Raw genomic sequence first — 26,773 nt, 5'->3', positions numbered from 1 at the left:
ATGCGCTATAATGTGTAAGGTTTAGCGAAGGGAGGCGTCCGATTGGATTTTGTGCCGGAATTGCAAAACCTGCGCCGGGACATCAAGGCGGGAGAGCAGGTCGTCGTCGGATTTTCCGGGGGCGCCGACTCCGTCATGCTGGCGGAATTGCTGCGGACCCTTCGGGATGAACTGGATTTTTCGCCGACCCTCGTTCATGTGAATCATCTCTTGCGGGGGGAGGAATCGGACGGCGACGAGGCTTTTTGCTTGCGTTACGCGGCCGATCACGATTTTCAGATGATCACCAGACGCGTGGACGTGGGGGCCTTGGCGGAAGAACGAAAAATTTCCCCCGAGACGGCGGGCCGTCAAGCGCGGTACGCGGTATTCCGCGAGGTCATGGAAACGCTGGGCGCGACGAAACTGGTCCTGGCCCACAATCTGGATGATCAGGTCGAGACTTTTTTGTTCCGGCTGATCCGGGGGACTTCCCTCGAAGGACTGGAAGGGATCCCCGAAAGCGGGGAAATCTTAAGGCCCTTGGCCTGGCGCTGGAAAAGAGACATTTGCGCCTGGCTGCGGGAACACGGCTTATCGTGGCGCGAAGACCGCAGCAACAACGATCCCGGATATACGAGAAACCGAATTCGCCTGGAATTGATTCCGGGCATTGAACGGACCTACAACCCGCGCTTCAAAGAAAAAATCGCGGCCCTTCTGCCGGAAATCCGCGCGATCAACCGGATGACGGCGGTCGACGCCGAAGCGTATTTCGCGGAGCCCGACAATAACCGCGCCCTTTCCTTGAGCGCCCTCAAAGAGCTGGCTTTGCGTGAACCCCTGCGCCTGCGAAAGATCCTGCGGGACTGGCTTCTCCGGATCCCGGCCCCTTTGGGCAGAAACGGCCTTGACCGCTCCAAGCTCGAGGCGCTGGCCCGGATCGTCACTGCCGGCGGCGCAAAGGAAATCACGCTGGGCGGCGGTTACAGCGTCCGGAAAACGAAGGATCGGCTGACGCTTTGCGGCCCGAAAACAAAAAATGAGGAAGAAAATACGCCCCCGAAGGCGTTTTCAGAATAAAAAAGGAGGAATTCGTTGGATAAGAACAATCAGGATGAAAACAAATCATTGCGTGACGATAAAGATCCCGATTTGAAGCCGGAAGATCCGAAGCCGACGGAAGAAACGGAAAGCGAAAAGCCCGAAGAAAATGACGAAGAAAAGCTCAAAACCCCCGAAGAACTGCTCAAGGAAAAGCAGCGTGAACGGCAGGAGGAAATCCGCCGGAAGATCCGGGAGGACGGCGACGACAAGAACAAAAATCCCTTCGGCTTCAAGAAGTTCAACTTCAAGGGGCTCGTTTTGCTTGCTTTCATTATCGCTCTCGTGATGACGGTGCCCGCGATCCGCAAAGACAGCCGGAAGACGCCGACCATCGACGTTTCCTATACGGATTTCAACAATCTGATCCGCATCGGGAAAATCGACCGGGTCGAGGAAAAAGACGGCTCGGTTACGGGCTATTTCAGAGATGACACAAACGCCTACCGGACGCGGCTTTTGACGTTCCGGCTGGGCGACGATCAGAAACTTTTGACGGCCCTCGAGGCCAAGAACATCAAGGTCAGTTCCGTGGCCCCCGATCCTCCCAATATGCTGGTCAACATGGTGACTTCCTGGTTCCCCTTCCTGATTTTGATCGGGATCTGGGTCTTCATGCTGAACCGGATGAACAAGGGCAACGGCGGCGGCCCCCAGATCTTCAACATGGGAAAATCCAAAGCCAAGGAAGGCGAGAGCCTCTCCAAGGTCACGTTCAAAGACGTAGCCGGCATCGTGGAAGCCAAGGCCGAATTGGAAGAAGTCGTGGAATTTCTGCGGGAGCCTGAAAAATTCAAGAAAGTCGGCGCGAAGATCCCCAAGGGAGTGCTGCTTTTGGGCGCGCCCGGCACCGGTAAGACGCTTTTGGCCAAGGCCGTGGCCGGCGAGGCCAAAGTGCCCTTTTTCAGTATGTCCGGCTCCGAGTTCGTGGAAATGTTCGTGGGCGTCGGCGCGTCCCGGGTGCGGGATCTCTTCAACAAAGCGCGGAAAAACGCCCCTTGTATCGTATTTATCGACGAAATCGACGCCGTGGGCAGAAAGCGCGGCACGGGTTCCGGCGGCGGCAACGACGAGCGGGAGCAGACCCTGAACCAGCTTCTCGTGGAAATGGACGGCTTCGGCAACGAAGAGACGATTATCGTGATCGCGGCCACAAACCGGCCCGACGTCCTGGACCGGGCCTTGTTGAGACCGGGCCGCTTCGACCGGCGCGTCTATGTGGACATCCCCGACATCAACGGGCGGGAAGCGATCCTCAAGGTTCATCTGGCCGGGAAGACCCTCGGCAAGGACGTCAATCTGAAGGATATCGCCAAGCAGACCTACGGCCTCGTGGGGGCGGATTTGGCCAATATTCTCAATGAAGCGGCCATACTGGCCGCCAGGGCGGGCCGCAAGGAAATCCTGATGGCAGACATCCAGGAAGCCACGGAAAAGGTTTCCATGGGCCCGGAAAAGAAATCCCGGGTCATCAGCGAGCGGGATAAGCGGATCACGGCCTTCCATGAGGCGGGCCACGCGGTCGTGACCTGGAATTTGAAAGACGTGGATCCGGTCTACAAGGTGACCATCGTGCCCAGAGGCTGGGCCGGCGGCTATACGCTGTCCCTTCCCGACAGCGAGATCGAGCGCACCCACAAATTCAAGAGCGACTTTTTGAACGACATCAAGATCCTCTACGGCGGACGGGCCGCCGAGGAAATCGAATTCAGCGATATTTCGACCGGGGCCAGCAACGACATCGAACGGGCCACGGCCATCGCCCACGCCATGGTCACCAAGTTCGGCATGGTGTCCAAGTTCGGGCCCGTGTTGCTTGACGCGACCCACGAGGGCGACATGTTCCAGTCCCGCAATTACAGCGACGTCACCGGCAAGGAAGTGGACGCCGAGATCTTCAGGATCATCCATGAAAACTACGCGGCCACCGTGGAGATATTAAAGGCCAACCTCGAAAAATTACGGCGCGTGGCCGACGCCCTCGTCGAGAAAGACACGATTGACCGGGAAGAATTCGAAGCGTTGATGAAAGCATAATATTAGGGGTGGCGCGCAGCGCCGGGGGTTGTTTGTCCAAAATTCGGACTTGCAAAATTCCGGGAAATGTGCTATACTAAACAGGTAATTTGAGCGATGTTACAGGGTTAGCCTCCTGTTACCTGGCTCAGATCAATCCAATCAAGAGATTTAAGGAGGAAAAGCGGTATGGCTATGCGCAACAAAGCGGAAATTATCAAAGAATACGGAAAATTCGAGGGAGACACGGGTTCCACGGAGGTGCAGATCGCGATCCTGACGGAGCGGATCAACCACCTGACGGACCACCTGCGGACCCATCAAAAAGATTTCCATTCCAGATTGGGATTGTTGAAAATGGTAGGACAGCGGAAACGTCTGCTGAGCTATCTGACGAAAAAGGATCTTGACGGCTACAGAAGCCTGATCGCGAAACTGGGAATAAGAAAATAACGAAATAGACCTATGGGAAGCATCGGACAGAAGACTTTCATCCATAGGTCCATTTTTTATCATAATTCCAGGTAGCCGGAGGCTGCAATGAAAAAATGCTGTTTGGCGCTTCTGATTGCCTTTGCGCTCTTCGCGCTGACCCTTGACGCCCGGGAGGAATATCTCAAGGGCAAGGTCGTCAGGATCGAGAAGCCCCTTCTGCCCGACGAGTCGGAAAGTGGAGAAATCAGGGAAATCTGGCCCATGCGGGTCCTGATCCTTGAAGGCGAGCGCAGAAATGAGGAAGTGCCCGTCGAATTTCCCCTGTACCGGGAAAACGCCTACAACGTTTCGATCCGGGAAGGGGACCCCGTCGTCATCTTCTACGATACGGAAGAGGAAACGGAGCATTACTACATTGTCGATACAGATAAAAGAATCTATCTTTACGCCATGGCGGGGATTTTCATCTGTCTCGCCCTTTTGTTTTCCAAAGCCCGGGGACTCCGGGGACTTTTGGCCCTGCTCTTCGTGATTGCCTTTATTTACGGCTGGTTTGTGCCCTTTATCATCAAGGGCAATTCGCCGATCGCGGGGGCGGTCCTGACGGCCGTATTCGCCTCGGTCGTGACGATCTACCTGATGACGGGTTTCAACGCCAAGGGCCTCGTGGCCATTATGGGCGCCGTGGGCGGCGTAATCGCCGCGGGCGCGCTTTCTCTGATTTTTGTGTACAAAATGCGTCTCACGGGCTTTGTGACGACGGAAACGCTCAATTACGCGGGCATGCTTCAGAACGTCAACCTCCGGGAAATCATCTCGGCGGGGGTCATCATCGGCTCCATGGGCGCGGTCATGGACGTGGGCATGTCCATTTCCTCGGCGCTCAACGAGCTCAGGGAAAAGAAAAGCGACATCACGTCGGGGGAAATCTTTCGATCGGGCATGAATATCGGCTCCGACATGATCGGGACCATGATCAACACCCTGATTCTCGCCTACGTGGGGAGCTCGCTTTTGACCAACATCCTCGTCGCTCTGCAAAAAGACCAGTTCCCGATGATCCGTCTGCTCAATTTTGAAAATATCGTCGTCGATTTCCTGCGAGCCATGTGCGGCAGCATAGGCATTCTCGTGGCCGTTCCGATCACGGCCTGGGTCGCTTCCCGTTTTTACGGAAAGCATGGCAAATCCTGAGTATTCCCCGTGAGTAACCCATTTGAAAGGAGACAAAAATGATGCGTAAACTGTGCAAAATTGCCGGAATCCTTTTACTCGGAATGATTTTTTTCCATGGTTGCGGTGAAGAGAAAGCCGCGGGCCCGACCCTCGTCGTGGCCCAGGGCGCCGACGCCAAATCCCTGGATCCCCACGCCACAAATGACCAGCCTTCGGCCGCCGTGGCCATCCAGATCTACAACACGCTTGTTGAGCAGGACAACGACAAGAACATTACGCCTTCGCTGGCGGAATCTTGGACCCGCCCCGACGCGAGGACCACGGTCTTCAAGCTCCGGCGGGGCGTCAAATTCCATAACGGCGAGGAACTGAAGGCCTCCGACGTCAAATTTACGCTGGAACGGGCCATGGAATCGCCCCAGGTGAACTTTATTGTGGAGACCGTCTCGGAGATCGAGACCCCCGACGACTATACGGTCGTGATCCGGACCGAAAAGCCCTTTGCGGGGATCCTGAGCCATCTCTCCCACAACGCCGTGAGCATCCTGAGCGAAAAGGCCGTCAAGGCCGCGGGCGCCGCCTACGGCGAGCATCCCGTGGGGACGGGTCCCTTCAAATTTGAATCCTGGCAGAGCGGAGACCGGATCGTTCTCTCGGCCAACGAAAACTATTTCGCGGGTCCGCCCGCCGTAAAACAGCTGATTTTCCGCAATATCCCCGAAAACGCGGCCCGGGCCATCGCCCTTGAAGCCGGGGAGATCGGCATTGCCTACGGCATCGACGTCACGGACAAAGAGCGGCTCATGGCCAATCCCAAGATCGACTACTACGAGGGCCCTTCGCTTTCGACGACCTATGTGGGCTTCAACGCCAGAAAGGCCCCCCTCGATGATTTGCGGGTGCGGCAGGCCATCTGTTCCGCCATCGATATTGACCCCATGATCGACGCGGTCTTCAAGGCCGGCGCCGTCAAGGCCAATTCCCTGATTCCTCCCAATGTCTTCGGCTACAGCAAGACCGCCAAAGCCTGGAACCGGGATGTGGAAAAGGGCAAAGCCCTTTTGGCCGAAGCCGGTTATCCCGATGGGCTCAAAGTCAGCCTCTGGACAAACGACAACCAGCAGCGCAGAGACATCGCGGTCATTATGCAGGCCCAGCTCAAGGACATCGGCGTCGACATGAGCATCGAAGTCGTCGACTGGGGCGCGTTTCTTGATCTGACGGGACGGGGCGAGCACGAGATGTATATCCTCGGCTGGGGGACCGTGACAGCCGACGCCGATTACGGCCTGGCGCCTCTTGTCCATACGGACAACATGGGCGGCGCGGGCAACCGCTCCTTCTATTCCAACCCCGTGGTCGACAGCCTTCTGGATGAGGCCAAGACCGAGACCGACGAAGACAAACGGGCGGCCCTTTACGCCAAAGTGCAGGACATCATCCAGGAAGAGGTTCCCGTTTACCCGATCGCCTACGGCAACACCAGCGCGGCGGCACTGAAAACCGTCAAGGGCTTTACGCTCCGGGCCACGGGCAGCCACCGGCTCTACGGCGTGTCTCTGGCGCAATAAAGGAAAAATCACAAAAGAGATTCTACGCGAAAATTCTGAATATCGCGATCAACATAATATTATAACATAGGTAAATGATACCGACATCGTACGAATGGGACGGGAGGACACACAAGCCCGGGCCTTCATATACTCAAACCATAAAGGGGGAAAAACACTATGTACAAGTACATTGTCCGAAGACTGCTGCTTCTGATTCCGGTTTTGCTCGGCGTTTCCCTGCTGGTGTTCACCATCATGTCGCTGACGCCCGGGGATCCGGCTCAGCTGATTTTGGGGGAGAACGCGCCGCGGGAAGCCATTGAGCAACTCCGGGTGAAAATGGGCCTGGACAAGCCCTTCCTCGTGCAGTACCTGCGTTTCGTCTGGAACGCCATACACGGGGATTTCGGCACGTCCTATACGACGGGCCGGGAAGTGTTCAAGGAAATCTTCGCCCGTTTTCCGGCTACGCTGGAACTGGCGCTTTCCGCCATGTTCGTCGCCGTGGGCATCGCCATTCCCGTGGGGATTCTTTCCGCCACGCGGCAATATTCGCTGTTGGATAACGTCAGCATGATCCTGGCGCTGGTCGGCGTATCCATGCCCGTATTCTGGCAGGGGCTCATGCTGATTCTGCTCTTCGCCGTAAAGCTGATGCTTTTGCCGTCGGGAGGCAACGAAACGTTGAAAAGCCTTATCTTGCCATCCATTACGCTGGGGACCATGACGGCGGCCATCATCACCCGAATGACCCGTTCGTCCATGCTTGAGGTCATCCGGCAGGACTACATCCGGACGGCCCGGGCCAAGGGCGTCAAAGAAAACATCGTAATCCGCAAGCACGCGCTGAAAAACGCGCTGATTCCCATTGTGACCGTTGTGGGCTTGCAATTCGGCGGCCTTCTGGGCGGAGCGGTTCTCACGGAATCCGTCTATTCCTGGCCGGGCGTAGGCCGTATGATGGTTGACGCCATCCGGCAAAAAGACACGCCGACCGTATTGGCCTCGGTGGTCTTTCTGGCTTCGACGTTCAGTTTCGTCAATCTGATCGTCGATATTCTGTACGCATACATCGATCCGCGGATCAAGTCCCAATACCGCTAAAGGAGGCGAACACACATGGAAAATATCGAAAACAAAGAAATCACCGAAGTGGCCGCTTCCAAGAAACGAAGCCAGTGGGGCGAAGTCTGGCGGCGGCTCAAGAAAAACAAAATGGCCCTCGTGGGGCTGGGCATCCTGACGGTGCTCCTGCTCCTCGCGATCTTTGCCAACGTAATCCACGACTATGACAAGGTCGTGATCAAGCAGAACCTGCCCGGTCGTCTCGCTTCGCCTTCCATGGCGCATTGGTGCGGGACCGACGAATTCGGCCGCGATATCTTCGCGCGGCTCATTCACGGCGCCAGGGTATCGCTCAAAGTGGGCTTTGTGTCCGTGACGATGTCCATCCTCGCGGGAGGCGCCCTGGGCGCCATCGCCGGCTATTTCGGCGGCGTCCTCGACAACGTCATCATGCGGATCATGGATATCTTCCTGGCGATCCCGAGCATTTTGCTGGCCATTGCCATCGTATCGGCCCTGGGACCCAACATGATCAACCTCATGGTGGCCATCGCCATTTCCTCGGTGCCCCAGTTTGCCCGTATTGTGCGGGCCTCGGTCCTGACGATCCGGGATCAGGAGTTCATCGAAGCGGCCCGGGCCATCGGGGCCAGCAACACCCGGATCATTTACCGGCACATCATCCCCAACTGCCTCGCGCCCATTATCGTGCGGGGAACGCTGGGCGTCGCCTCGGCCATTCTGTCCACGGCGGGCCTGTCGTTTATCGGCCTCGGCATCCAGCCGCCGGCCCCCGAATGGGGCAACATGCTCTCGGGCGGACGTCAGTACCTGCGTTCGGCCTGGTGGGTGACAACGTTTCCGGGCGTTTCCATTATGCTGACCATATTTGCGCTGAATCTGCTGGGCGACGGCCTCCGGGACGCCCTCGACCCGAGACTGAAACAATAGGCGGGGGAGGATAGAATATCATGTCGAAAGAATTGTTGAACATTAAAGATCTTGTGATTGAATACGTGACCGAAGATGAAACGGTCCACGCGGTAAACGCCATTTCCATCAAGCTCGACGAAGGGGAGACCCTCGGTCTCGTCGGCGAGACCGGCGCGGGCAAAACGACCACGGCCCTGGGGATCCTCAGGCTTATCCCGAATCCGCCCGGCGTCATCCGGAGCGGCGACATCACCTTTCAGGGGAAAAACCTCCTGGAGCTGCCCGAGGAGGAAATGCGGAACATCCGGGGAAATCATATCTCAATGATTTTCCAGGACCCCATGACGTCCCTGAATCCCGTGATGACCGTAGGCGAACAGATCGCCGAAGTCATCGCGATCCACGAGGGCCTGAACGCCCACGACGCCATGGCCAAAGCCGAGGAAATGCTTGAACTCGTAGGGATTCCCGCCGCCCGTTCCATCGAATATCCCCACCAGTTTTCGGGGGGAATGAAACAGCGGGTCGTTATCGCCATAGCGCTGGCTTGCAATCCCAAGCTGCTGATTGCCGACGAGCCCACGACGGCCCTCGACGTGACGATCCAGGCCCAGGTCCTCGATCTCATGGGCGAACTCAAACAGAAATTCAGCACGGCCATGATCCTGATTACCCATGATCTGGGCGTTGTGGCCCAGGTCTGCGACCGGGTCGCCATCATGTACGCCGGTGAAATCGTGGAATCGGGGACGCTCTTTGACGTCTACGAAGACACGAAGCACCCCTACACCATAGGACTCTTCGGCTCCATCCCCAATATGGAAAGCGAAGTGCAGCGCTTGAAGCCCATCAACGGCCTCATGCCCGATCCGACGAAGCTGCCGTCGGGATGCAAATTCAACCCGCGCTGTCCCTATGCGCAGGACATCTGCCGGGAGAAAACGCCGCCCGTCACGGATCTCGGAAACAACCATATGACGAAGTGCTTTTTGGCCGACGGGACCATCAAAGCCGTAAAGGAGGCGCTGGACTGATATGGAAGGAAAACGTTTGCTCGAAGTCAGAGGACTCAAAAAATATTTCAATACGCCCAAGGGACTCCTGCACGCCGTGGACGACGTCTATTTTTCGATCGACGAGGGCAAGACCCTCGGCGTCGTGGGGGAATCGGGCTGCGGCAAGACCACCACGGGTCGCGTGATCCTGCGCCTGCAGGAACCCACAGCGGGGGAAGTCATTTTTGAGGGGGAAAACATCCTCAATTACAAAAAAGACGAAATGCGCCTGCTGCGGCAGAAAATGCAGATCATCTTCCAGGATCCCTTCGCGTCCCTGAATCCCCGGATGACCATCAGCGAAACGATCGCGGAGCCGCTGATCATCCACAAAAAATGCGCCAGCCGGCAGGAACTGAACAACAAAGTCCGGAACCTCATGGATCTCGTGGGCCTGGCCGAGAGGCTTGTGAACACCTATCCCCATGAGCTGGACGGCGGCAGACGGCAGCGGATCGGGATCGCCCGGGCCCTTGCCCTCGGTCCCAAGTTCATCGTCTGCGACGAGCCCGTATCGGCCCTCGACGTGTCGATCCAGGCCCAGGTCCTCAACCTCATGCAGGATTTGCAGGACAGGCTGGGGCTCACCTATATGTTCATCACCCACGACTTGTCGGTCGTCAAGCATTTTTCCGACGATATCGCGGTCATGTACCTCGGCCAGCTCGTGGAAAAGGCGCCTTCGAACCAGTTGTTCAGAAAGCCCATCCATCCCTATACGAAGGCGTTGCTTTCGGCCATTCCGGCCCCTTCGGCCCGCAAGAAAATGGAGCGGATCAAGCTTGAGGGAGAAATCACCTCGCCCATCAATCCGGGCGTGGGCTGCCGTTTCGCCAAGCGCTGCATCTATGCCGACGACCGCTGCTTCCGGACGAATCAGACCCTGCAGGAATCCGAGGCCAACCATTTTTACGCCTGCTGCAAGGCCGAAGAACTCGGTTTTACCAAATAAAAGCGGCGGCTGCCCGAATTACGACGGCGCGGCTGTGTTAATTTCAAACAAAACGCACTAATTTAATACACAATCTGGAACATCATGAAAGGAGCTGCATCATGTCGAAAACCATCGCGGAAGTCGCGAAGAACATCTGGGATTACGCGGAAATCCGCTTCAAGGAGCACAAATCCGCCGAGGAGCTGGCCCGATACGCCGAGGCCGCGGGCTTTACCGTGGAGCGCGGCGCGGGCGGCCTCGAGACCGCTATCAAGGCCAGCTACGGCAGCGGCCATCCCGTGATCGCCATTTTGGGCGAATACGATTCCCTGGCGGGACTTTCCCAGAAAGAGGACGTCCCCCGGAAGGAAAAGGGCCCCCAGGAAATGAACGGCCACGGTTGCGGTCACCATTTGCTGGGCGCGGGCTCTCTGCTGGCCGCCCAATATGTCAAGGAACATCTCGAAAAAAGCGGCAAGCCCGGGACCGTGATCTTTTACGGCTGCCCCGGCGAGGAAGGCGGTTCGGGCAAGGCCTGGATGATCAAAAACGGCGAATTCAAAGATGTGGACGTCGCGATTACCTGGCATCCCTTCGCCGACAACGGCATTTACTACATGTCGACGCTGGCCAATTACCAGGCGGCCTTCCGCTTTGAGGGCAAAGGTTCCCACGCGGCCGGCAGTCCCCATCTGGGGCGTTCGGCCCTTGACGCCGTGGAACTGATGGACGTGGGCTGCAACTACCTCAGGGAGCACATTATCCCCGAGGCCAGGCTCCATTACGCGATCACCAATACCGGCGGCATTTCCCCCAACGTGGTCCAGCCTGAGGCCGAGGTCCTCTACCTCGTCCGGGCGCCGAAGCTCTCCCAGGTCGATGAAATCTTCGAGCGGGTCTGCAATGTGGCCAGAGGGGCGGCGCTTATGACCGGAACTACGGTAAAGCTGCTCTTTGAGAAGGGCACCAGCGAGTACCGCAGCAACCGGGAACTGGAAAAGCAATTGTACAAAAACATGCTCAAATTTGACGACGCCACCTACAACGACGAAGAGCTCAAATATCTGCAATCCTTCAAGGACACGCTCTCCGAAAGCGAGATTGAGTCCGAGTACGGCTGGATGGCCGAACCCGCGGGCGAACGCTGGGACGAGTTCAAGGCCATGATCCGGGACAGCGCCGCCTTCAGGGGCGTGCTCCCCTATGATCCGGCGCGAAGTCGTCTGCAACCCGGCTCCACCGACGTCGGCGACGTCAGCAAGATCATCCCCACGGGGCAGATCCGCGTGGCCTGCTACGCCATCGGCTCTCCGGGCCATTCGTGGCAGATCGTGGCCCAGGGCAAAAGTTCAGTTGCCATCAAGGGCATGGAATACGCGGCCCGCGTCATGGGCCAAACCGCCGTCGACATCCTTGAGGATCCGGAACTGCTGGCGAGGATCCGGGCGGAGTTTGAGAAAACCCGGGAGCCCTATGTGTCTCCCATGAAATACGGCAAGGACCCCATTGCGCTTTAGGTCCTCCATCGGAGTGAAGACGAATGAAAAATATTGTGCTGTCCCTGAACCTTGTAATTCCGCTGGTCTTTATGATGACCGTGGGCTACGTCAGCAAAAGATGCGGACTCATCGGCGACAAGAGCCTGACGGAAATGAACAAGGTCCAGTTTCGGGGCTTTATGTCCCTTCTGATTTTCTATAACGTCTATTGTCTGACCCCCTCCTCCCACGGGCGGGGGTCCCTGATTTTTCTGTCTTTTTTCATTATCGCCATGGAAATTCTTGTTTCGTGGCTGATTTTTCGGAAAATGACCAAAGATCCCCGGCAGGTTTCGGTGCTGATGCAGGGGACCTATCGGACGAATCTTCTGATTTTCGGTCTCTCGGTGGCCCAGTCCCTCTACGGCGACGGCAACGTCGGAGAGATCGTGATTCTTCTCAGCATTATCGTCCCGGCCTTCAATGTGATTTCCGTCATTGTCTTCGAGATTTACCGCGGCGGCAAGATCCATACGGGACAGATCGCCAAAGGCATTGTCAAAAATCCGCTGATCGTGGGCGGGCTTTTCGGGCTTTTCTTTTTGATCCTGAAGCTCAAGTACGGGATCAGGCTTCCGAAAATGATCGAGGATCCCGTCGCGACCATGTCGAAGGCGGCGACGCCGCTGGCTTTCGTGATCCTGGGCGCGACGCTGACCTTCCGGAGTATTTTGAAAAACCTCCGGCTGCTCCTTGCCCTCAACGTCCTGCGGCTGATCGTGATCCCGCTAGCGGTAATTACGGCGGGCATTCGCCTGGGCTACCGGGATCAGGCTCTGATCGCCCTCTTCGGCGTCTCGGCCACGCCCACGGCCGTTTCGTCCTTCAATATGGCCAAAGACATGGGGGCCGACGGGGATCTGGCCGGGGAGATCGTCGTGACGACGTCGGTCTTCAGTATTCTGACCACTTTCCTTTGGGTGCTGATCCTGAAGAATTTCGGCTATATTTGACGGATTTTTGTCAACTTATCAGACAAATCGTACGATAAATGACGTTTTCACCGCAAAAGCGCCCTGAAATCAAATAGTGTTTGATTTTTTCGGGAAAATCTTTTATAATTGTTCTATTATGGTTTTTTTTGGATGAGAAAAGACGGATTTTTGGTCTAAATTAATGACAGGAGGATTTTTATGTGTGGATTTCTAGTAGTGGGAAGCGATGAGTATTCCATTAAAACCTTTACAGACTCTTTGGACAAGACGGTGCACAGGGGGCCCGACAACCAGGATGCCAGTATCAAAGACGGCATGACCTGGGGATTTAATCGACTCTCGATCATGGACCTTTCCGCCCGGGGCAATCAGCCCTTTGTCCACAACAATTGCGTTGTTGTCTGTAACGGGGAAATCTACAATTACCCCACGCTGAAAAAACTGCTGTCCCAGGAATATGAGTTCAAGTCCGGGAGCGACTGTGAGGTCCTGATCCCCATGTACTTGAAATACGGCATCGAGACGGCCTGCAAATTCCTGGACGCCGAATTTGTCTTTGTCATGTATGACGGCAACAGCAGGCAGATGATGGCGGCCCGGGACCCCATGGGGATCCGGCCCATGTTTTACGGCTACAGCAAGCAAAACAAGGAGATTTGTTTTTCCAGCGAAGCCAAGGGACTCATTGACATCTGCGACGACGTGCAGCCCTTCCCGCCGGGCCATTATTATGTGAACGGGAAATTTATCCAGTACCACGACATCGGCAACGTGGACATGGTCAGGGACGACGACCTCAATACCATCGGCCGGAAGATCCGGGAAAAATTGGAGCGGGCCGTTGAAAAGCGCCTGCAATCCGACGCCCCGGTGGGTTATCTGCTTTCGGGCGGACTCGATTCCTCCCTCGTGTGCGCCATCGCCGCGAAACTGCTGAAACGGCCTATCCCGACATTCGCCATCGGCATGGACAAGGACCCCATCGACCTCAAATACGCGAAACAGGTGGCCGACCACATCGGGAGCTACCATACGGAAGTCATCATGACCAAAGACGACGTGATCGGAGCGCTCCGGGAAGTCATTTATCATCTGGAGACCTGGGACATCACGACGATCCGGGCCAGCATCGGCATGTATCTCCTGTGCAAATACATTCACCAGAACACGAAACTCAAAGTGATCCTGACCGGAGAAGTCAGCGACGAGATCTTCGGGTACAAATATACGGATTTCGCGCCCAACCCCGACGCCTTTCAGCGGGAAGCCCAGAAAAGGCTCAGGGAACTTTATATGTACGACGTGCTGCGGGCGGACAGGTGCATCTCGGCCCACTCCCTCGAAGGCCGGGTGCCCTTCGCGGACCTCGACTTCGTCCAGTACGCCATGAGCCTTGACCCCGCCAAAAAAATGAACATCTACGGCAAGGGAAAATACCTGCTGCGCCACGCCTTCGAGGGGACCGATTACCTGCCCGAGAGCATCCTTTTCCGGGAAAAAGCGGCCTTTTCCGACGCCGTGGGTCACTCCATGGTCGACTACCTCAAGGAATACGCCGAAGGCCTCTACACGGAAGACGACGTCGCCAAAGCGGCGGACAAATACCCCTACCGCACGCCCTTCACAAAGGAATCCCTGCTGTACCGGGACATTTTCGAGGAATACTACGGCGGCAACGCGGGCTGGATCAAAGATTTCTGGATGCCCAACAAAGAATGGGTCGGTTGCGACGTCAACGATCCCAGCGCCCGGGTTCTGGCCAATTACGGAGACAGCGGCGTGTAATATACGCCCCGCCGTCGGATACAAACAAAACAAGGAAAGCCCCGCCGCGTAGGCGGGCTTTTTTTTATTTCCCGCCGAATTTTCCCGGCATTGCCATATTTTTGCAAAGCATATGTCCATTTGCCGCGTGTTTCAGACATATTAAAATATATAAAAAAGATAGAAAATACTTGCAAACTATACAAAAATAGAGTATAATCAAAAACAATTATATACCTGTTATAAATGGTATATAATAAATATAGGGCCTATGAAATTTGGTACACGCGGAAGGCGTGTCGGGGTTTTTTGTTTTTGTTGTCCCGGACAGGAGATCCCGGCAGGACTTGCGGCAACACACGAAACAGAGGAGGGAACACGATGCAGAACAGAAAAGCCTTACTTGAAAAAGCGCTCAAATCTTTTCTGAAAAAGAAAAAGATCGGATTTACAGCGGCTCTGCTGATTTCATTTTTGATTACGGGACAAGTGGCGGCAAATGAGGATATCGAGGGAGAAAAGGAAACCATCGCCGAGCGGATCGCGATTTTGCGCAAGGAAATCCGGACGCTGCTGGACGAAAACGAGAAGCGCCTCGCCGAAATCCGGGAAAAGCGGGAAAGACTGATCCGCGAGGCCGATTGGTACGGAAAGCCGCGGGGGCCGCTTACCTCCGTGAGCCTGATCACGGACTGGCACTACGGCAAGGCTCGGGAAAAAAACTGGGTCGATACGGATCACGGACTGACCGCCATTGATCAGAAGAGACGGCAATTCAATGAAGTTGCCGCCGGCGTTTCCGGAACGGGGGATCTCGTCCGGGCCATGGACTATACGCGCTCCCGTTACCCCGGCGCCGACGGGATCTGCGGCAACCGGACCACGGGCTGGATCACGGGGTCTCCCGCCTGGCAGGGCAATACCAACACCTATGATTACAACACAAAACTGATGATTTTGCCGGCGCTACGGATACCCGAAGCGGAGGTCGGGAGCGCGCCGAAACTGACGTTTACGCTGCCCGCCGCGCCTTTCGCGCCCGTGGTCGCGCCGCCGCAACCTCTGGGGGTCGCCGTCGGGAATATCGCGGTGCGCACGCCGGTCATCAAAACTCCTTCCGTTGCGCCTCCGCCCGGACTGACGCCTCCGGCCGCGGCCCCCGTGACGGCGGCGGAACCCAATATTTCCGTTCGCCCCGTGACGATCGGCGTGAATCCGGCGACGCCGCAATTTTCTGTGACGCCGCAGGTTCCGACCGTCGCGGTCAAGGTCTCGACGCCCGAGACCATCGCGGAACCCAATCCCGCCGATCCCAGCCGGCAGGTCAATCCCGTGACCCCCGACGCCGATCCCTTTTCGGATTTCAGTTGGGGCTGGCTCACGTCGGGCCAGACGGCGGCCAACAAGAATCTCAATGATCCCGTTCGCACGAATCCTCTCGGGGAAAATATCGATGTCACGGCGGGCATTTTCTGGTCGGGCTACAATCCCTTCACCAATCAAGAAGAGGACAGCGCCGGATACAAGGGCGCGGCCGAAGACACGACCTACCATCCCAAGTCGGGCTTGAGCGGGGACAGGACCTTCGACCGGCGGCATCAGAGCATCATCAATTCCTACAACGGACGCTGGACCAAGACACGGGGCAATATCATCAAAGGCGGCGAGTTCCATGTGAAAGGCATGGCCGGACAGGGAACCGCCGAAGGGACCGAAGCCTTTCATCTCGTGGGCGACGTTCATCTGGAAAACGTCACGGCCAACCTCTACGGCAAGGCGGCCTTTATCAACGCCGAATCCTTCCGCGGGGGCCAGACGACCATGCAGAACGTCGCGATCCTTGTGCGGGACGACCAAAACACGATTTTTCATTTGAAGGGGAGCGATCCCGGCCAGGACGCGGGCGGCTACAACGGCGGGCAGTTTTCAACGAAATTTGCCGGAAGCGCCGACATCAATGTGCAGACCCGGGGCAACAGCGTCTTTGCGGTAAGGAATTTCGCGGGGGGCTTGCGTCTCGAAAACACCGGCTCCATCGTTCTGGACGGCGCGTCCAACATCGGCTTTTCCTTCCTGACCTGGGTCCCCGACAAATCCAAATACATCGCCTCCCAGTTCAAAGACTACGCCAAGGGCGGCAACGACGGAGAAGGGATCCTGGAGGCCTATATTCCCTATGTGAAGCTGGATCCCGCGAAACCCATGCGGCTGAACGGCGACGAGAACGTCGGGATCTTTTTCAGCGAAAAATTGCCGGGCCGGAGCTGGGATGTGGGTGTTCACCAGGGTTATTTTGAGCTGTTTTTTGAAATCGGAACAGGCGCGCCCGATCCGGTCCGGGGGGATTTGAACGAACCGGGATACACGGCGGGTCTCACGGACGGCAGCGTCGGCGTCTACGCCGTATCGGGCCAAAGGATCGGCGTCAGCAGGGCTTCCCTGTCAAACTACTCCTTTTATGACCGGGATCCCGTTCACGACTTGATTTTTGATCGCTTCAAGATCACGTTCGGGGAAAAATCCCGCAACGGCTTCATGTTTCTCGTGAAAAACGGGACCGTTGTCGATATCCAAAACAAAATCCAGCAGCGTTTCAGCGACGGGGCGCAGGGAAGCGCCACGCCCGAGGCCCAAACCGGGGAGAATACCATTGTGGCTTACGCCGAAGGGACCTGGACCGATACGGGAACGGGCTTGAAGGGCGTTCCCAACGGTTCCCCCACGGAGATCAAAGTGGCCCAGGACCTCGATATGGTCAGCAAAAACGGTATCGCCTGGTTTGCCGAGAACGACGGCAAAATTACGGTCACGGCTGATACGACAGCCTGGGGGAGGAATTCCATCGTCGCCTACGCCCGGAGCGGCGGCCTCGTGGAAATCACGGGGAACATCGCGGCCGAAGACGGCATTGTCGCTCAACTTTCCGATAAATTCAGCAATATCGGCGCTTTCGCCGGGGCGGGCGGAGAAGTAAGCGTTGCCGGCAATATGATCGTAAACGGCATCGGGGCCTTTGCCAACGGCCTCGGAGCGAAAATCTTCCTGAACGGCGCGGCCAACGAGATCCGCACGGGCACAAACGGGGCCCTTGACGCGCTGAACGGCGGGAGCATAGACTTCGGCGGCGGAACCATCATTCACCGGGAAAATCAGCCTGGCGATCACGCCGGGGAACTGGCCTTTTTTGCCGACAGGCAATCGAATATCAATTTTACGGGTTCCACGACGCTGCAACTGTATCACGGCGTCGCCTTTTACGGAGACAAGACCGATTATGCCGCCGCTCTGGGATCCGGGGCGCGCTACAATGGGATGGGCAATGTGGACGTGATCCTCATGGAGCACGGCGTCAACCTCGGCGTGTTCCGGGATCTGGCCATTGATTGGCGGGACGTGACGACGGGCGGCGGCAAAACGGCCGAGCAGCATTACCTCGACCAGATCGAGCAAGTGCCGCAGGTACGGAACATCAATCCCAACGGAAAATGGTATTACAGTTATCTCGAGGGAGGAACGCTCGATATCGGCAAGGACGTCGACCTGGACGCGTATTCGCAGGGGACGGTCAAGGGCGGCGATCCCTTCAACGACATCACCATGGAAAGAGAGCGGGTGACGATCGAAGCGGGAATCACGGTGGAATCGAAGACGGGTCTCGGGCTCTCCATGGGATCCAACGACAGCGCCAATGTCGGCGGAAAGAACGCCGAAAGCGGCTTTGACAACCGGGGGCGCGTCAACGTCTCCGGCGGCAACGCCATAGGGCTTTTCGTGAGCTACGGCCACATTCTCAACGGCGGCGACATTATCGTGGACGGTTCCATCGCGGCGGCGGGCGCCAACGGCAGCCGATTGAAAAACGACGGCGCCATCGTCGTCAACGGGACCGGGATCGGCATGGCCGGTATGTCCCGGAAAGTGACGGCCGCGGGAACGCCGGATTTGCCCGAGATGTACGGCACCGACGCCGGGGATCTGACGACGGATCTGATCAGCCTGCACAATAACGGAAGCATTACGGTGGCCGGTCAAGGCGGCGTCGGACTTTACGCCGACAACAACACAGGTCCCGCGGGATCCAAAACCCGGGTCCGGGTTGAGAACAGCGGGCGCATTGCCGTCGGCGAAAAAGGCGCGGGCATTTTTGTCAAAGGGACGGACGACGGCGGCGTCATCCTGCTTACCAATAACGGAAAGGCCGAAATCCGCGCCGGGAAAGACGGCATCGGCGTCTACGGGGAAAACAGCGACGTGATTCTGGGCGGCAGCCAGGCTTATGAACTCGTGACCGAAGAAAACGGAATCGGGATTCTTCTGAAGGGAACGGGAACGCTGAGTCCCGGAACGCTTCGGATGAACTATCAGGGAGCGGTTTCCGGCTCGGCCACGGCGCTGGTATGGCAGGGCGCGCCCGGGGAAAATATGACAAACGATACAAACCTCGAAATCATCACGCCTTCGGGCATGAGCGGGGCCGTCTCGGGCCTTTACGCGGAAGGCGGCGGCACGGTGACAAACAACGGCGCGATTACCGGGACGTCTGACGGTTTTTACGGCATCATTTCCCGGGGAACGGACATAATCAATACAAATCGTATTACAACGGGTCAAGCAACAGGCGCGGGAGGGATAGGTATCTATGCCAAAGACGCGGCGATTGATACTTACGGCAATCTGATCCTTACGGCCGGGGATAAGGCAGTGGGCGTCTACACCGAAAACGGATCGCTCTCCGGCGGCAAGATTCTGAGACTGCGACAGGGAAGCGCCCCCATGAGCGTTCAAGGCAAAAAAGCCCTCGGTTTTTACGCCAAAGATCAGGGAAACCGTCCGCAATTGACGCTGCTGAGCGAAACGGACATGGCGCTTGCGCCCTCGGCTTCGGAGAACGACCGGCGGATCGGGCTGGCCCTTGAGGAGATGACGAGCGCCGGCAACAAAGTGACGGGCCGCTACATCCTCGGCGGATCGGCCACCGAAGGGGCCAATACGGGGATTTACGCAAAGAATTCCGCGCTCACCTTCGGAGGGACCCTGCGACTGAGCGGCGTCAAAAATATCGGGATCGCGGCCGAAGCGTCGGGCGGCGGCGCGGGGACCCTGACGCTCGCCGGGGCCGACATCGGCGTCGTGACGGATTCTCTCGCCGACGCCGATCTCAATGTCGGCGTATACGGCGCGGGTAACGGGCTTTCCATCAACGCCGCGACGCCCGCGACGCTGAAGGTCTCCCCCAACGGCGCGGGCATTTACCTGAAGGGCGCGTCGACCTCCTTCGTCAGCGGGGATTTTTCGGCCGAACTTTCCTCGGAAGCGGGCGGCAAATCAGGCATCGGCCTCTATTTTGAGGGCGGGGCCGCCTATACCTCGGGGACGCTGACGCTGAAGTCAGGCAAGACGGCCGTGGATCAAGCGGGTAATCCCGTCCGGCCCGCGGGCCTTTTCTACGGAAAAGACTCGGCGGGAAATAACGCAAAGATCGTCATTGCCGCGGGGAGCGGCGAAATCGTTGGTCTTTATGAAAAAAGCGACTTGCGCTTTATCAACAACGGCGAAATCCTCATTGAGGCCAAAGGCATCGGCGCGGTCTTTACGGGCGGCGAATCGGAAAACCTCGGCCATGTGGAGATCAAAGGCGACGGGGCCTACGGCCTGTACTGGAATGGGGGCCGGGCCCTCAACAGCGGCGCCGTGGAGGCTGTCGGCGCCGATACGGTGGCTCTGATCGCCGACGGAACGGGGACGGAGGTCACAAACGCGGCGACGGTCCGTGTGGACAAAAGCTCCGGTATCGGTCTCTACAGCGAACAGGGCGCGAAACTCATCAACGGGGCCGCGGGCGTCATCGACGCCGGGGGAGCGGACGTAGCCGCCTACACCCGGGGCGGCTTTCTCGAAAACGCGGGCAGCGTGAAAAGTTCTTTGGTCGGCGTTTACGCCAATGACGGCGGCGAGGCGCTGCAAAAGGGCGGCGTGATCGAAACCGGCGCCATCGGGCTTTTCGCCGCGGGAAAAGACGCCTCGGGCAAAGCCTCGGCGGCGAGACTCCTGGGCGGATCCATAACAGGGGCCGGCGGCGCGTCGGGCCTGACCGGCGCCTTTGCCAAAGACGGCGCGATTCTTGTGCTGGACGGCGCGTCGATTGCGCTGACGGGCCCGGGGAGCACGGGACTCAGGCTCGAAAGGGCAAGCGGCCGGCTCCTTTCCGGGAGTTTGACGCTGGGAAGCGGCGGCGTGGGCGTCTACGCCCTCGGGAGTTCCCTTGATTTTTCGGGCTTTACGGGATCCGTGAGCGTCGGGACAAAGGGCGTCGGGATTTATGCCGAAGACACGAGCTTCGCGGGAAACGCCCCCTTCCGTCTTGACTACGCGGGCATCGGCGGGGACAAAGGCGTCGGGATCTATTATAAAGGAACGACGCCTGTGACCAACGGGGTTTCCGTAGTCCACGGAGCGGGCGGGACGAATCTTGTGCACCTCTATGCCGACGGCGTGTCGCTGATCAATACGGCCGATCAGGACATCCTTGAGGACGGCATCGGCATTTTCACAGACAACGGTTCCCACACGGAAAACCGGGGAAAGCTCACGCTGCGGGGAAACAATACGATCGGAATATTTATCGACAAATCCGATCCCGCGGCCACAGGGACCTCGACGCTCTCGGATCCCGGGACCATCGAAGGCGATCCTGTCGGGCCCGGCGGCGGAAAGGCGGGGATTTACGTCAAAAACGGCGATATCAGCGGGAATAAGGACTATCATTTCGATCTGGACGGCGGCGTCGGGTTGTATCTGGCGACCGCTCCCGTGTCCTGGACAGGGTTGCTCCGACTCCGGGCGGAAGCCACGGCAACGGATCGCGCCATCGGCGTCTACGCGGCCCATCCCTTGAGCGGAACGTTGAGGAACGGCATTTCCATCGAAGGGGCCGGCGCCGTGGGTATCTATCTCGCGACCGACGGGACCAAAGGCGCTTCCGTCGATTATGCCGGCGCCCTTTCCATAAGCGCCCCCGCTTCACCCCTCGGACGGGCCATCGGGGCCCTGCTCGATACGGGGGCGAGACTGACGCTGACGCCGGGCGCGACGGTTTCCATCGGCGGCGCGGACAACATCGGCTTTTACGTGAAAGCCGGGGCGACTCTGGACGTTTCGGGCGGCAGCGTGAGCAATACGCCGGACGGCGTCTTCGCTTACCTTGAAGACGGGGCGCTGCACTTCGGCGCGTCGAATCCCTTTACGATCAACTACGCCAATGTGGCCGTGAGCGGCGCTTCCGGCCGGATCACCAACGACACGACGCTCAACGTGGGGACCAGGGGCCTGCAGGCCGCCGACCACGCCCGGATCACAAACAATCCCTCGGGTCTTTTGGAAAGCGCCGTTACCGGCGCGCGGGGAATGTCCGGCGCCGACGGTTCGGTTCTCGTAAACCTTGGCGTGATTTCCCTGAGCGGCGACAAATCCGTCGCGATTTACGCCGGCGAGGGGTCCAAAGCCGACTCTTCCGGGTCCGTTGCCGTGGGGGCGGAATCCGTCGCCTACTATGCCGGCAAGGATACGGGAGCGGGCCGGACGGAGATCAACGTCAGCGGACCCGCGACCCTCGGCAGAGGCTCGGTGCTCTTTTACGGCGAAGGCGGCGATATCCGCTGGACAGGCGGGAAGATCACGCTTTCGGCGGAGACGACGGGGCTCGTGCTGACGGGGGCCGCCGCCGTCGTCGATTTCGGCGGGGCTTATCTTTCCGCAGGCGAAAAAGGCGTGGGTCTCTTCCTCAAAAATGACGGCGACTACGCCAATATCCGGAATCTTTCCGGCATTGACGCGGGAAAGGACGGAACGGCCATCTTTACGGAAAACGGTAAGGCGGTCGCCTCATCGATTTCCATTGCGCTGGGTCCGGGCGCGACGGGCGTGCTCGCCGCCGGAACGGGGTGGATCTCCTACGGAGGCCACATGTCCTCCGCCGACGCCGGCGCCAAGGGCATCCTCTCGACCGGCGGCGGATCCGTCGCCAATAGCGGCAAGATCATTCTTTCGGGCGAGTCTTCCGTAGGCCTCTACGGGAAAAACGCCACCGCGCTTTCCAACGGGCCCGCGGGTCTGATCGACATGGGCGGCGGGACCGGCAAGGCCTCGGCCGTAGCCATGTTCGGAGACGGCGCGACCGGCCTCGTCAACGACGGAACCATCCGCCTGGCCGCCCACGGCGCCGGGATGTACGCGAGGAGCGGCAACGTTCTCAATAACGGAAGCCTTTCGGGTTCGGGAAGCGACAACACGGGCCTCTATGTCATCGGCGGCAACGCGGAAAACAGAGGCGTGATACAACTGAACGATACGTCAAACGGAGTTTACGTCGAAAACGGAAGCATCGTCAACAGCGGAGACGTCGCCGTGGGCGGCGACAAAGCCTCGGGTCTCTACGGCGCGGGCACGACCGGGATCAGCCACCTGGGCGGGACCGTCGCCGTGGGCGCGCGGTCCGTCGGCGTCGCCAGCGAAGCGGGGGATATCCTTGTGGACGCCGGGGCGAAGCTTACAGCCGGGGAGGAATCCACGTACCTGTATACGAAAAACGGGACCGTCGTGTTGCGGACGGATCTTGCCCTCTCGGATTACAGCGTCGGCATGGCCGCGCGGGATGGAACGGCGGTCAATTACGCGAAAATCACCGTGGGCGCGTCCCGGATCGGTCAGGGCGCGGAGAAAATCTCCGCCGCCATGGCCACAGGTTCCGCCGACGCGGCTGGAAACCCCGTGGGCGGCGGGACGCTGATCAATCACGGGACCGTCGACGTCCCTAGGGACTACGGCGTCGCCATGCTGGCCAACAACGGGACCGGCCGGGCGGAAAACAGGGGTCTGATCACGGTTTCGGGCAAGGACGCCTACGGCATGGAAGGAAGCAACCGGGCCGTCCTCTCCAACAGCGGGACCATCGTCGTCAACGGCGAAGGAGCGAGGGGCATGGCCGGAACCGGCGGCGCGCTTGTCATTAACGAGGCCGGGGGCCTGATCACGGTAAGCGGTCAGGGAGCCGAAGGCATCTATGCCGCCAAAGGCGGTATCGTCCGCAATTATGGCGTTATCGAGATTGACGGCGGCGCGGCGGCCGGCATCTCCCTCGGGCAGGGCGGCGTTCTCGAAAACGCGGGGACCATCCATGTCAGAAACGCCGGGCTCAGCGTCGCCAACAACAATACGGGCTCGGCCAGGGTCGGGAGTATTGTCATCAGCGACCAGGGACCGGAGATCCGCGTCGGAAACGTTGTTTACGACGCGCCGACGCTCTTGAACGGCGGCTATATGGACTTCGGGCCGGGAGTTCTGGATTTCGGGACCCTCAAGATCGGCGGGACCGACGGCCACATCGGGACCATCAGCGCCGGGGAATTCGCCGCGGGACGCTTCATCGTTCTCCCCAACGCCACCCAGGGCAACAATCTGCCGGTCCGGATTATCCAGTACCTCAAAGGGGCCGTCAACATGCCCAATAACGGCAGCATCGAGGCCGTCTCCCACTCGGTGACCTGGCTCGCGGAACTGCAGGCCGATCCGACGAATCCCGACATTTACCGGATCATCCTCGTGAAAATCCCCTATGCCGATCTCACGGCGGGGACGAAGGCCGAAGCCTTCGGGCACGGACTCGACGCCATTTATGAGCCCGCCGCCGGAACGGAACTCAGGATGTTCGACGCCCTCGATTTGATCTCGGACAAGGAAGAATTGGCGGCAACCTTCGACATGGAACTCCGGGGAAACTTTTACGCCGATCTCCGGGAACGGGTCTGGACCGTGGGCGAGACGCTCGGAAAGGCCGCGGACAAACTGAGGGACAACGAAATTTATGCCCGGGAGCGCACGAAAATCGGGGCTCTCGTAAGCGGAGGCAAAAAACAAAACAGTAATCCGGGTCTGGTCAACTGTGACTGGCATACGACGGGGCTGCTCGTCCTTCACGAAACGGACGGGCGGATCTTCGGCCGGACCGAAGAAATCCTCTTCGGCTTTACCCGCTCGGTCTTCGAGTACGACGGCGGCTCCCGGGACCGGGCCCTGACGCTCCATCTGGGCCTGGGCTACGGCGGGTCGTTGGGGGATTCCGGCGGCCTGTCCTGGCGCAGTACGGGCATGGCGAGTCTGGGCCGTCATGAAGCCAAACGGCGGATTCACTTGAGCAGCGGCGTCTATACCAATGAAGCCAATTATTGGACGGGTCTGCTGCTCTGGGAAAATTCCCTGCGCTACGCGCTGCCGATCCCCGGCGACAGCCGGTTCAAGGCCGGGATCTCGGCCGACCTCGATCTCGGCTGGGGCAGGATCGGAGACATTCGGGAAACGGGCGACGGGATTTTCCTCGGCGCCGAGACCGACGACATCTTCTCGGTCCGGCCCGGGGCCGGCGTCGATCTCTCGTGGACGAAGTACACAAAGCGGGGGAAATGGGTGATCGGCGGCGTGGCCGCTTACCGGTACGAATTGGGGAAGGGGAGCGACGAGCCGGTCCGCGCCCGTATTCTCAGAGGAGGCGATTTCTATGATCTCGAAGCGCCCGAACGGGTGCGGGGCGTTCTCGAGACCGAACTCGGCCTCCGCTACGAAACCCGCGGAGGCAACGCCCTTTTGCTGACCTGGAGCCACCGGTCGGGGGACAGGGACGGAACGACCTGCGGCGTACAGTTCACTCATTTGTTCGACTGAGGGCGCGGTCGGTCGGTGACCGGGCAGGGATAATTTTCGCTTGAAATGGACACGAAAAGGCAGGGCGCGTAAAATCGCGCCCCCTTTTTATGTTCCGAAATCTTACATTCCGTTTTTTTGTCGCCCGAAAATGCCCTTGTTCACCGAAGGGCGCGATTCGGTCATCACAAAAAAATGGTAATCCGGTCCCAATAATTTACTATGGAAGTACGAAAAAAACGGAACAAATTCATATATTTCCGTACAATTATCCATTTTTCGTACAAAATAACCTTTTTTTATTGAAAAAAATTGAAGTTGTTGACAATTCAGTTTGAAATTTAGTATACTTTGTCTTAAATAAATTATTTTTGTCAAAAAGATAATTTATTATACTAAGGAGGAGGTTGTATATGAAAAAGGTATTTCTGTTAGTTGCAACGTTGATCACTGGTTTGTTTGCGACGATGGCGCTTGCGGCCGATGAAATCTATATCGGTGTGACATCGCCCGCGACGGGTTATATCGCTTTGTACGGTCAGTCCATCAATCAGGGCGTACAGCTGGCGTTTGACGAAATCAACGCCGCCGGCGGCGTGCTGGGAAAGAAAATCAAGGTTGATTTTCTCGATGACAAAGGGGACGCCACCGAAGGCGCCAATACGTATAATATTTTGAAAGGAAGAGGCGTTTCCGCCATTATCGGTTCCTGTACCTCGGGCGTTACGGCCGGGATCGCGGCCAAGGCAGACGCCGACAAAATGATCGTGATTACGCCCACCGGCACGGCCGATATGCTGACGGTCGGCAAGAATTACATCTACCGCGCTTGCTTCATCGATTCCCGCCAGGGCAAATACGCGGCCACCTACGCCAAAGACATCCTGAAAGTAAAGACGGCCGGACTCCTGTACTGCGGCGCCGACGAATATTCCCTCGGTCTCGCGGAATCCTTCCGGAAAGAAGCGGAAGCCCTCGGCATTAAGATCGTCGCTTCAGAGACTTCTGCCACCATGGACGACGTGGAATTTTCCGCCCAGCTGTCCAAGATCGCCGCGGCCAATCCCGATCTGCTCTACACCGTTTACTATTACGGCCAGGCTGTCCTGATCATCACCCAGGCGAGACAGGCCGGATTTGACGGACCCATCCTCGGACCCGACGGATTTGACGGCGTGGCCGAAAGAATCAATGACGACAACAAAGAAGCCTTCCATGACGTAGCGTTCACGAACCACTATGCCAATGACAATCCGGATCCCGCCGTACAGAAATTCGTAGCGGCTTTCACGGCAAAATTCGGCACGGCCAATCTGAACGCTCTTTCCGCTTGCGCCTATGACGCCGCCTATATTCTGGCTCAGGCCATCCGCGAAGCGGGTTCCGACGATACGGAAAAAATGAACGAAGCCATGAAGAAAATGAAGTTCTCCGGCGTTACGGGCACCTTCACCTTTGAGAACGGCAACCCCACAAAGGGCGGCGTTATCATCGGCGTGCAAGACGGCGTGAACAAGTTTATCGCCGCTGTGGAATAACCACATCCCGCAGGCCCCTTTCGGGGGAGAGGGGCCGCGGTGTGACGGCATAAAAC

General features: G+C 58.1%; 14 protein-coding genes. All 14 read left to right on the top strand.

The window, feature by feature from the left end; translation table 11 throughout:
• The first annotated feature begins 51 nt into the window (after positions 1-51).
• The 14 genes from tilS (at position 52) to LBQ97_09215 (ending at position 26,717) form a co-directional block, all read left to right on the top strand.
• Positions 52-1,062, top strand: coding sequence for a tRNA lysidine(34) synthetase TilS (gene tilS / locus LBQ97_09280; protein ID MDR1832896.1), 1,011 nt, complete (start codon positions 52-54; stop codon positions 1,060-1,062).
• A 15-nt stretch (positions 1,063-1,077) separates the two neighbouring features.
• On the top strand, positions 1,078-3,120 hold the full coding sequence (gene ftsH, locus LBQ97_09275; protein ID MDR1832895.1) for an ATP-dependent zinc metalloprotease FtsH: 2,043 nt from the start codon (positions 1,078-1,080) through the stop codon (positions 3,118-3,120).
• A 174-nt stretch (positions 3,121-3,294) separates the two neighbouring features.
• Entirely contained in the window at positions 3,295-3,552 is a 258-nt protein-coding gene (rpsO, locus tag LBQ97_09270; protein ID MDR1832894.1) for a 30S ribosomal protein S15, read from the top strand.
• Positions 3,553-3,639: 87 nt separating this feature from the next.
• Entirely contained in the window at positions 3,640-4,728 is a 1,089-nt protein-coding gene (locus LBQ97_09265; protein MDR1832893.1) for a YibE/F family protein, read from the top strand.
• A 38-nt stretch (positions 4,729-4,766) separates the two neighbouring features.
• Positions 4,767-6,281: a glutathione ABC transporter substrate-binding protein gene (locus LBQ97_09260; protein MDR1832892.1), complete on the top strand. Its 1,515-nt coding sequence runs from the start codon at positions 4,767-4,769 to the stop codon at positions 6,279-6,281.
• A 159-nt stretch (positions 6,282-6,440) separates the two neighbouring features.
• Positions 6,441-7,367 (top strand): ABC transporter permease, encoded by a 927-nt coding sequence (locus LBQ97_09255; GenBank protein ID MDR1832891.1) that lies wholly within the window; start codon positions 6,441-6,443, stop codon positions 7,365-7,367.
• Positions 7,368-7,382: 15 nt separating this feature from the next.
• On the top strand, positions 7,383-8,279 hold the full coding sequence (locus LBQ97_09250) for an ABC transporter permease (protein ID MDR1832890.1): 897 nt from the start codon (positions 7,383-7,385) through the stop codon (positions 8,277-8,279).
• Between the two features lie 17 nt (positions 8,280-8,296).
• Positions 8,297-9,295: an ABC transporter ATP-binding protein gene (locus LBQ97_09245; protein MDR1832889.1), complete on the top strand. Its 999-nt coding sequence runs from the start codon at positions 8,297-8,299 to the stop codon at positions 9,293-9,295.
• Between the two features lies 1 nt (position 9,296).
• Positions 9,297-10,268, top strand: coding sequence for an ATP-binding cassette domain-containing protein (locus tag LBQ97_09240; protein ID MDR1832888.1), 972 nt, complete (start codon positions 9,297-9,299; stop codon positions 10,266-10,268).
• Between the two features lie 101 nt (positions 10,269-10,369).
• Positions 10,370-11,767: an amidohydrolase gene (locus tag LBQ97_09235; GenBank protein MDR1832887.1), complete on the top strand. Its 1,398-nt coding sequence runs from the start codon at positions 10,370-10,372 to the stop codon at positions 11,765-11,767.
• A gap of 23 nt (positions 11,768-11,790) precedes the next feature.
• Positions 11,791-12,741, top strand: a complete 951-nt coding sequence (locus LBQ97_09230; protein ID MDR1832886.1) for an AEC family transporter — start codon at positions 11,791-11,793, stop codon at positions 12,739-12,741.
• A gap of 180 nt (positions 12,742-12,921) precedes the next feature.
• Positions 12,922-14,508, top strand: coding sequence for an asparagine synthase B (gene asnB / locus LBQ97_09225; GenBank protein ID MDR1832885.1), 1,587 nt, complete (start codon positions 12,922-12,924; stop codon positions 14,506-14,508).
• A gap of 360 nt (positions 14,509-14,868) precedes the next feature.
• Positions 14,869-25,200: a hypothetical protein gene (locus LBQ97_09220; GenBank protein ID MDR1832884.1), complete on the top strand. Its 10,332-nt coding sequence runs from the start codon at positions 14,869-14,871 to the stop codon at positions 25,198-25,200.
• Between the two features lie 392 nt (positions 25,201-25,592).
• Complete coding sequence (locus LBQ97_09215) at positions 25,593-26,717, top strand: ABC transporter substrate-binding protein (protein ID MDR1832883.1); 1,125 nt, start codon at positions 25,593-25,595, stop codon at positions 26,715-26,717.
• Positions 26,718-26,773: the final 56 nt, after the last annotated feature.

Source organism: Fusobacteriaceae bacterium (assembly GCA_031272775.1).
Lineage (GTDB): Bacteria > Fusobacteriota > Fusobacteriia > Fusobacteriales > Fusobacteriaceae > JAISST01.
The sequence above is the reverse complement of the archived record's forward strand: the minus strand, read 5'-3'. Positions and strand labels throughout refer to the sequence as shown.

What these genes read in the sequence shown, in the direction of transcription:
- rpsO (MDR1832894.1), top strand. Translation starts at nt 3,295, where the DNA reads ATGCGCAACAAAGCGGAAATTATCAAAGAATACGGAAAATTCGAGGGA.
- LBQ97_09265 (MDR1832893.1), top strand. Translation starts at nt 3,640, where the DNA reads ATGAAAAAATGCTGTTTGGCGCTTCTGATTGCCTTTGCGCTCTTCGCG.
- LBQ97_09260 (MDR1832892.1), top strand. Translation starts at nt 4,767, where the DNA reads ATGATGCGTAAACTGTGCAAAATTGCCGGAATCCTTTTACTCGGAATG.
- LBQ97_09255 (MDR1832891.1), top strand. Translation starts at nt 6,441, where the DNA reads ATGTACAAGTACATTGTCCGAAGACTGCTGCTTCTGATTCCGGTTTTG.
- LBQ97_09250 (MDR1832890.1), top strand. Translation starts at nt 7,383, where the DNA reads ATGGAAAATATCGAAAACAAAGAAATCACCGAAGTGGCCGCTTCCAAG.
- LBQ97_09240 (MDR1832888.1), top strand. Translation starts at nt 9,297, where the DNA reads ATGGAAGGAAAACGTTTGCTCGAAGTCAGAGGACTCAAAAAATATTTC.
- LBQ97_09235 (MDR1832887.1), top strand. Translation starts at nt 10,370, where the DNA reads ATGTCGAAAACCATCGCGGAAGTCGCGAAGAACATCTGGGATTACGCG.
- LBQ97_09230 (MDR1832886.1), top strand. Translation starts at nt 11,791, where the DNA reads ATGAAAAATATTGTGCTGTCCCTGAACCTTGTAATTCCGCTGGTCTTT.
- asnB (MDR1832885.1), top strand. Translation starts at nt 12,922, where the DNA reads ATGTGTGGATTTCTAGTAGTGGGAAGCGATGAGTATTCCATTAAAACC.
- LBQ97_09220 (MDR1832884.1), top strand. Translation starts at nt 14,869, where the DNA reads ATGCAGAACAGAAAAGCCTTACTTGAAAAAGCGCTCAAATCTTTTCTG.
- LBQ97_09215 (MDR1832883.1), top strand. Translation starts at nt 25,593, where the DNA reads ATGAAAAAGGTATTTCTGTTAGTTGCAACGTTGATCACTGGTTTGTTT.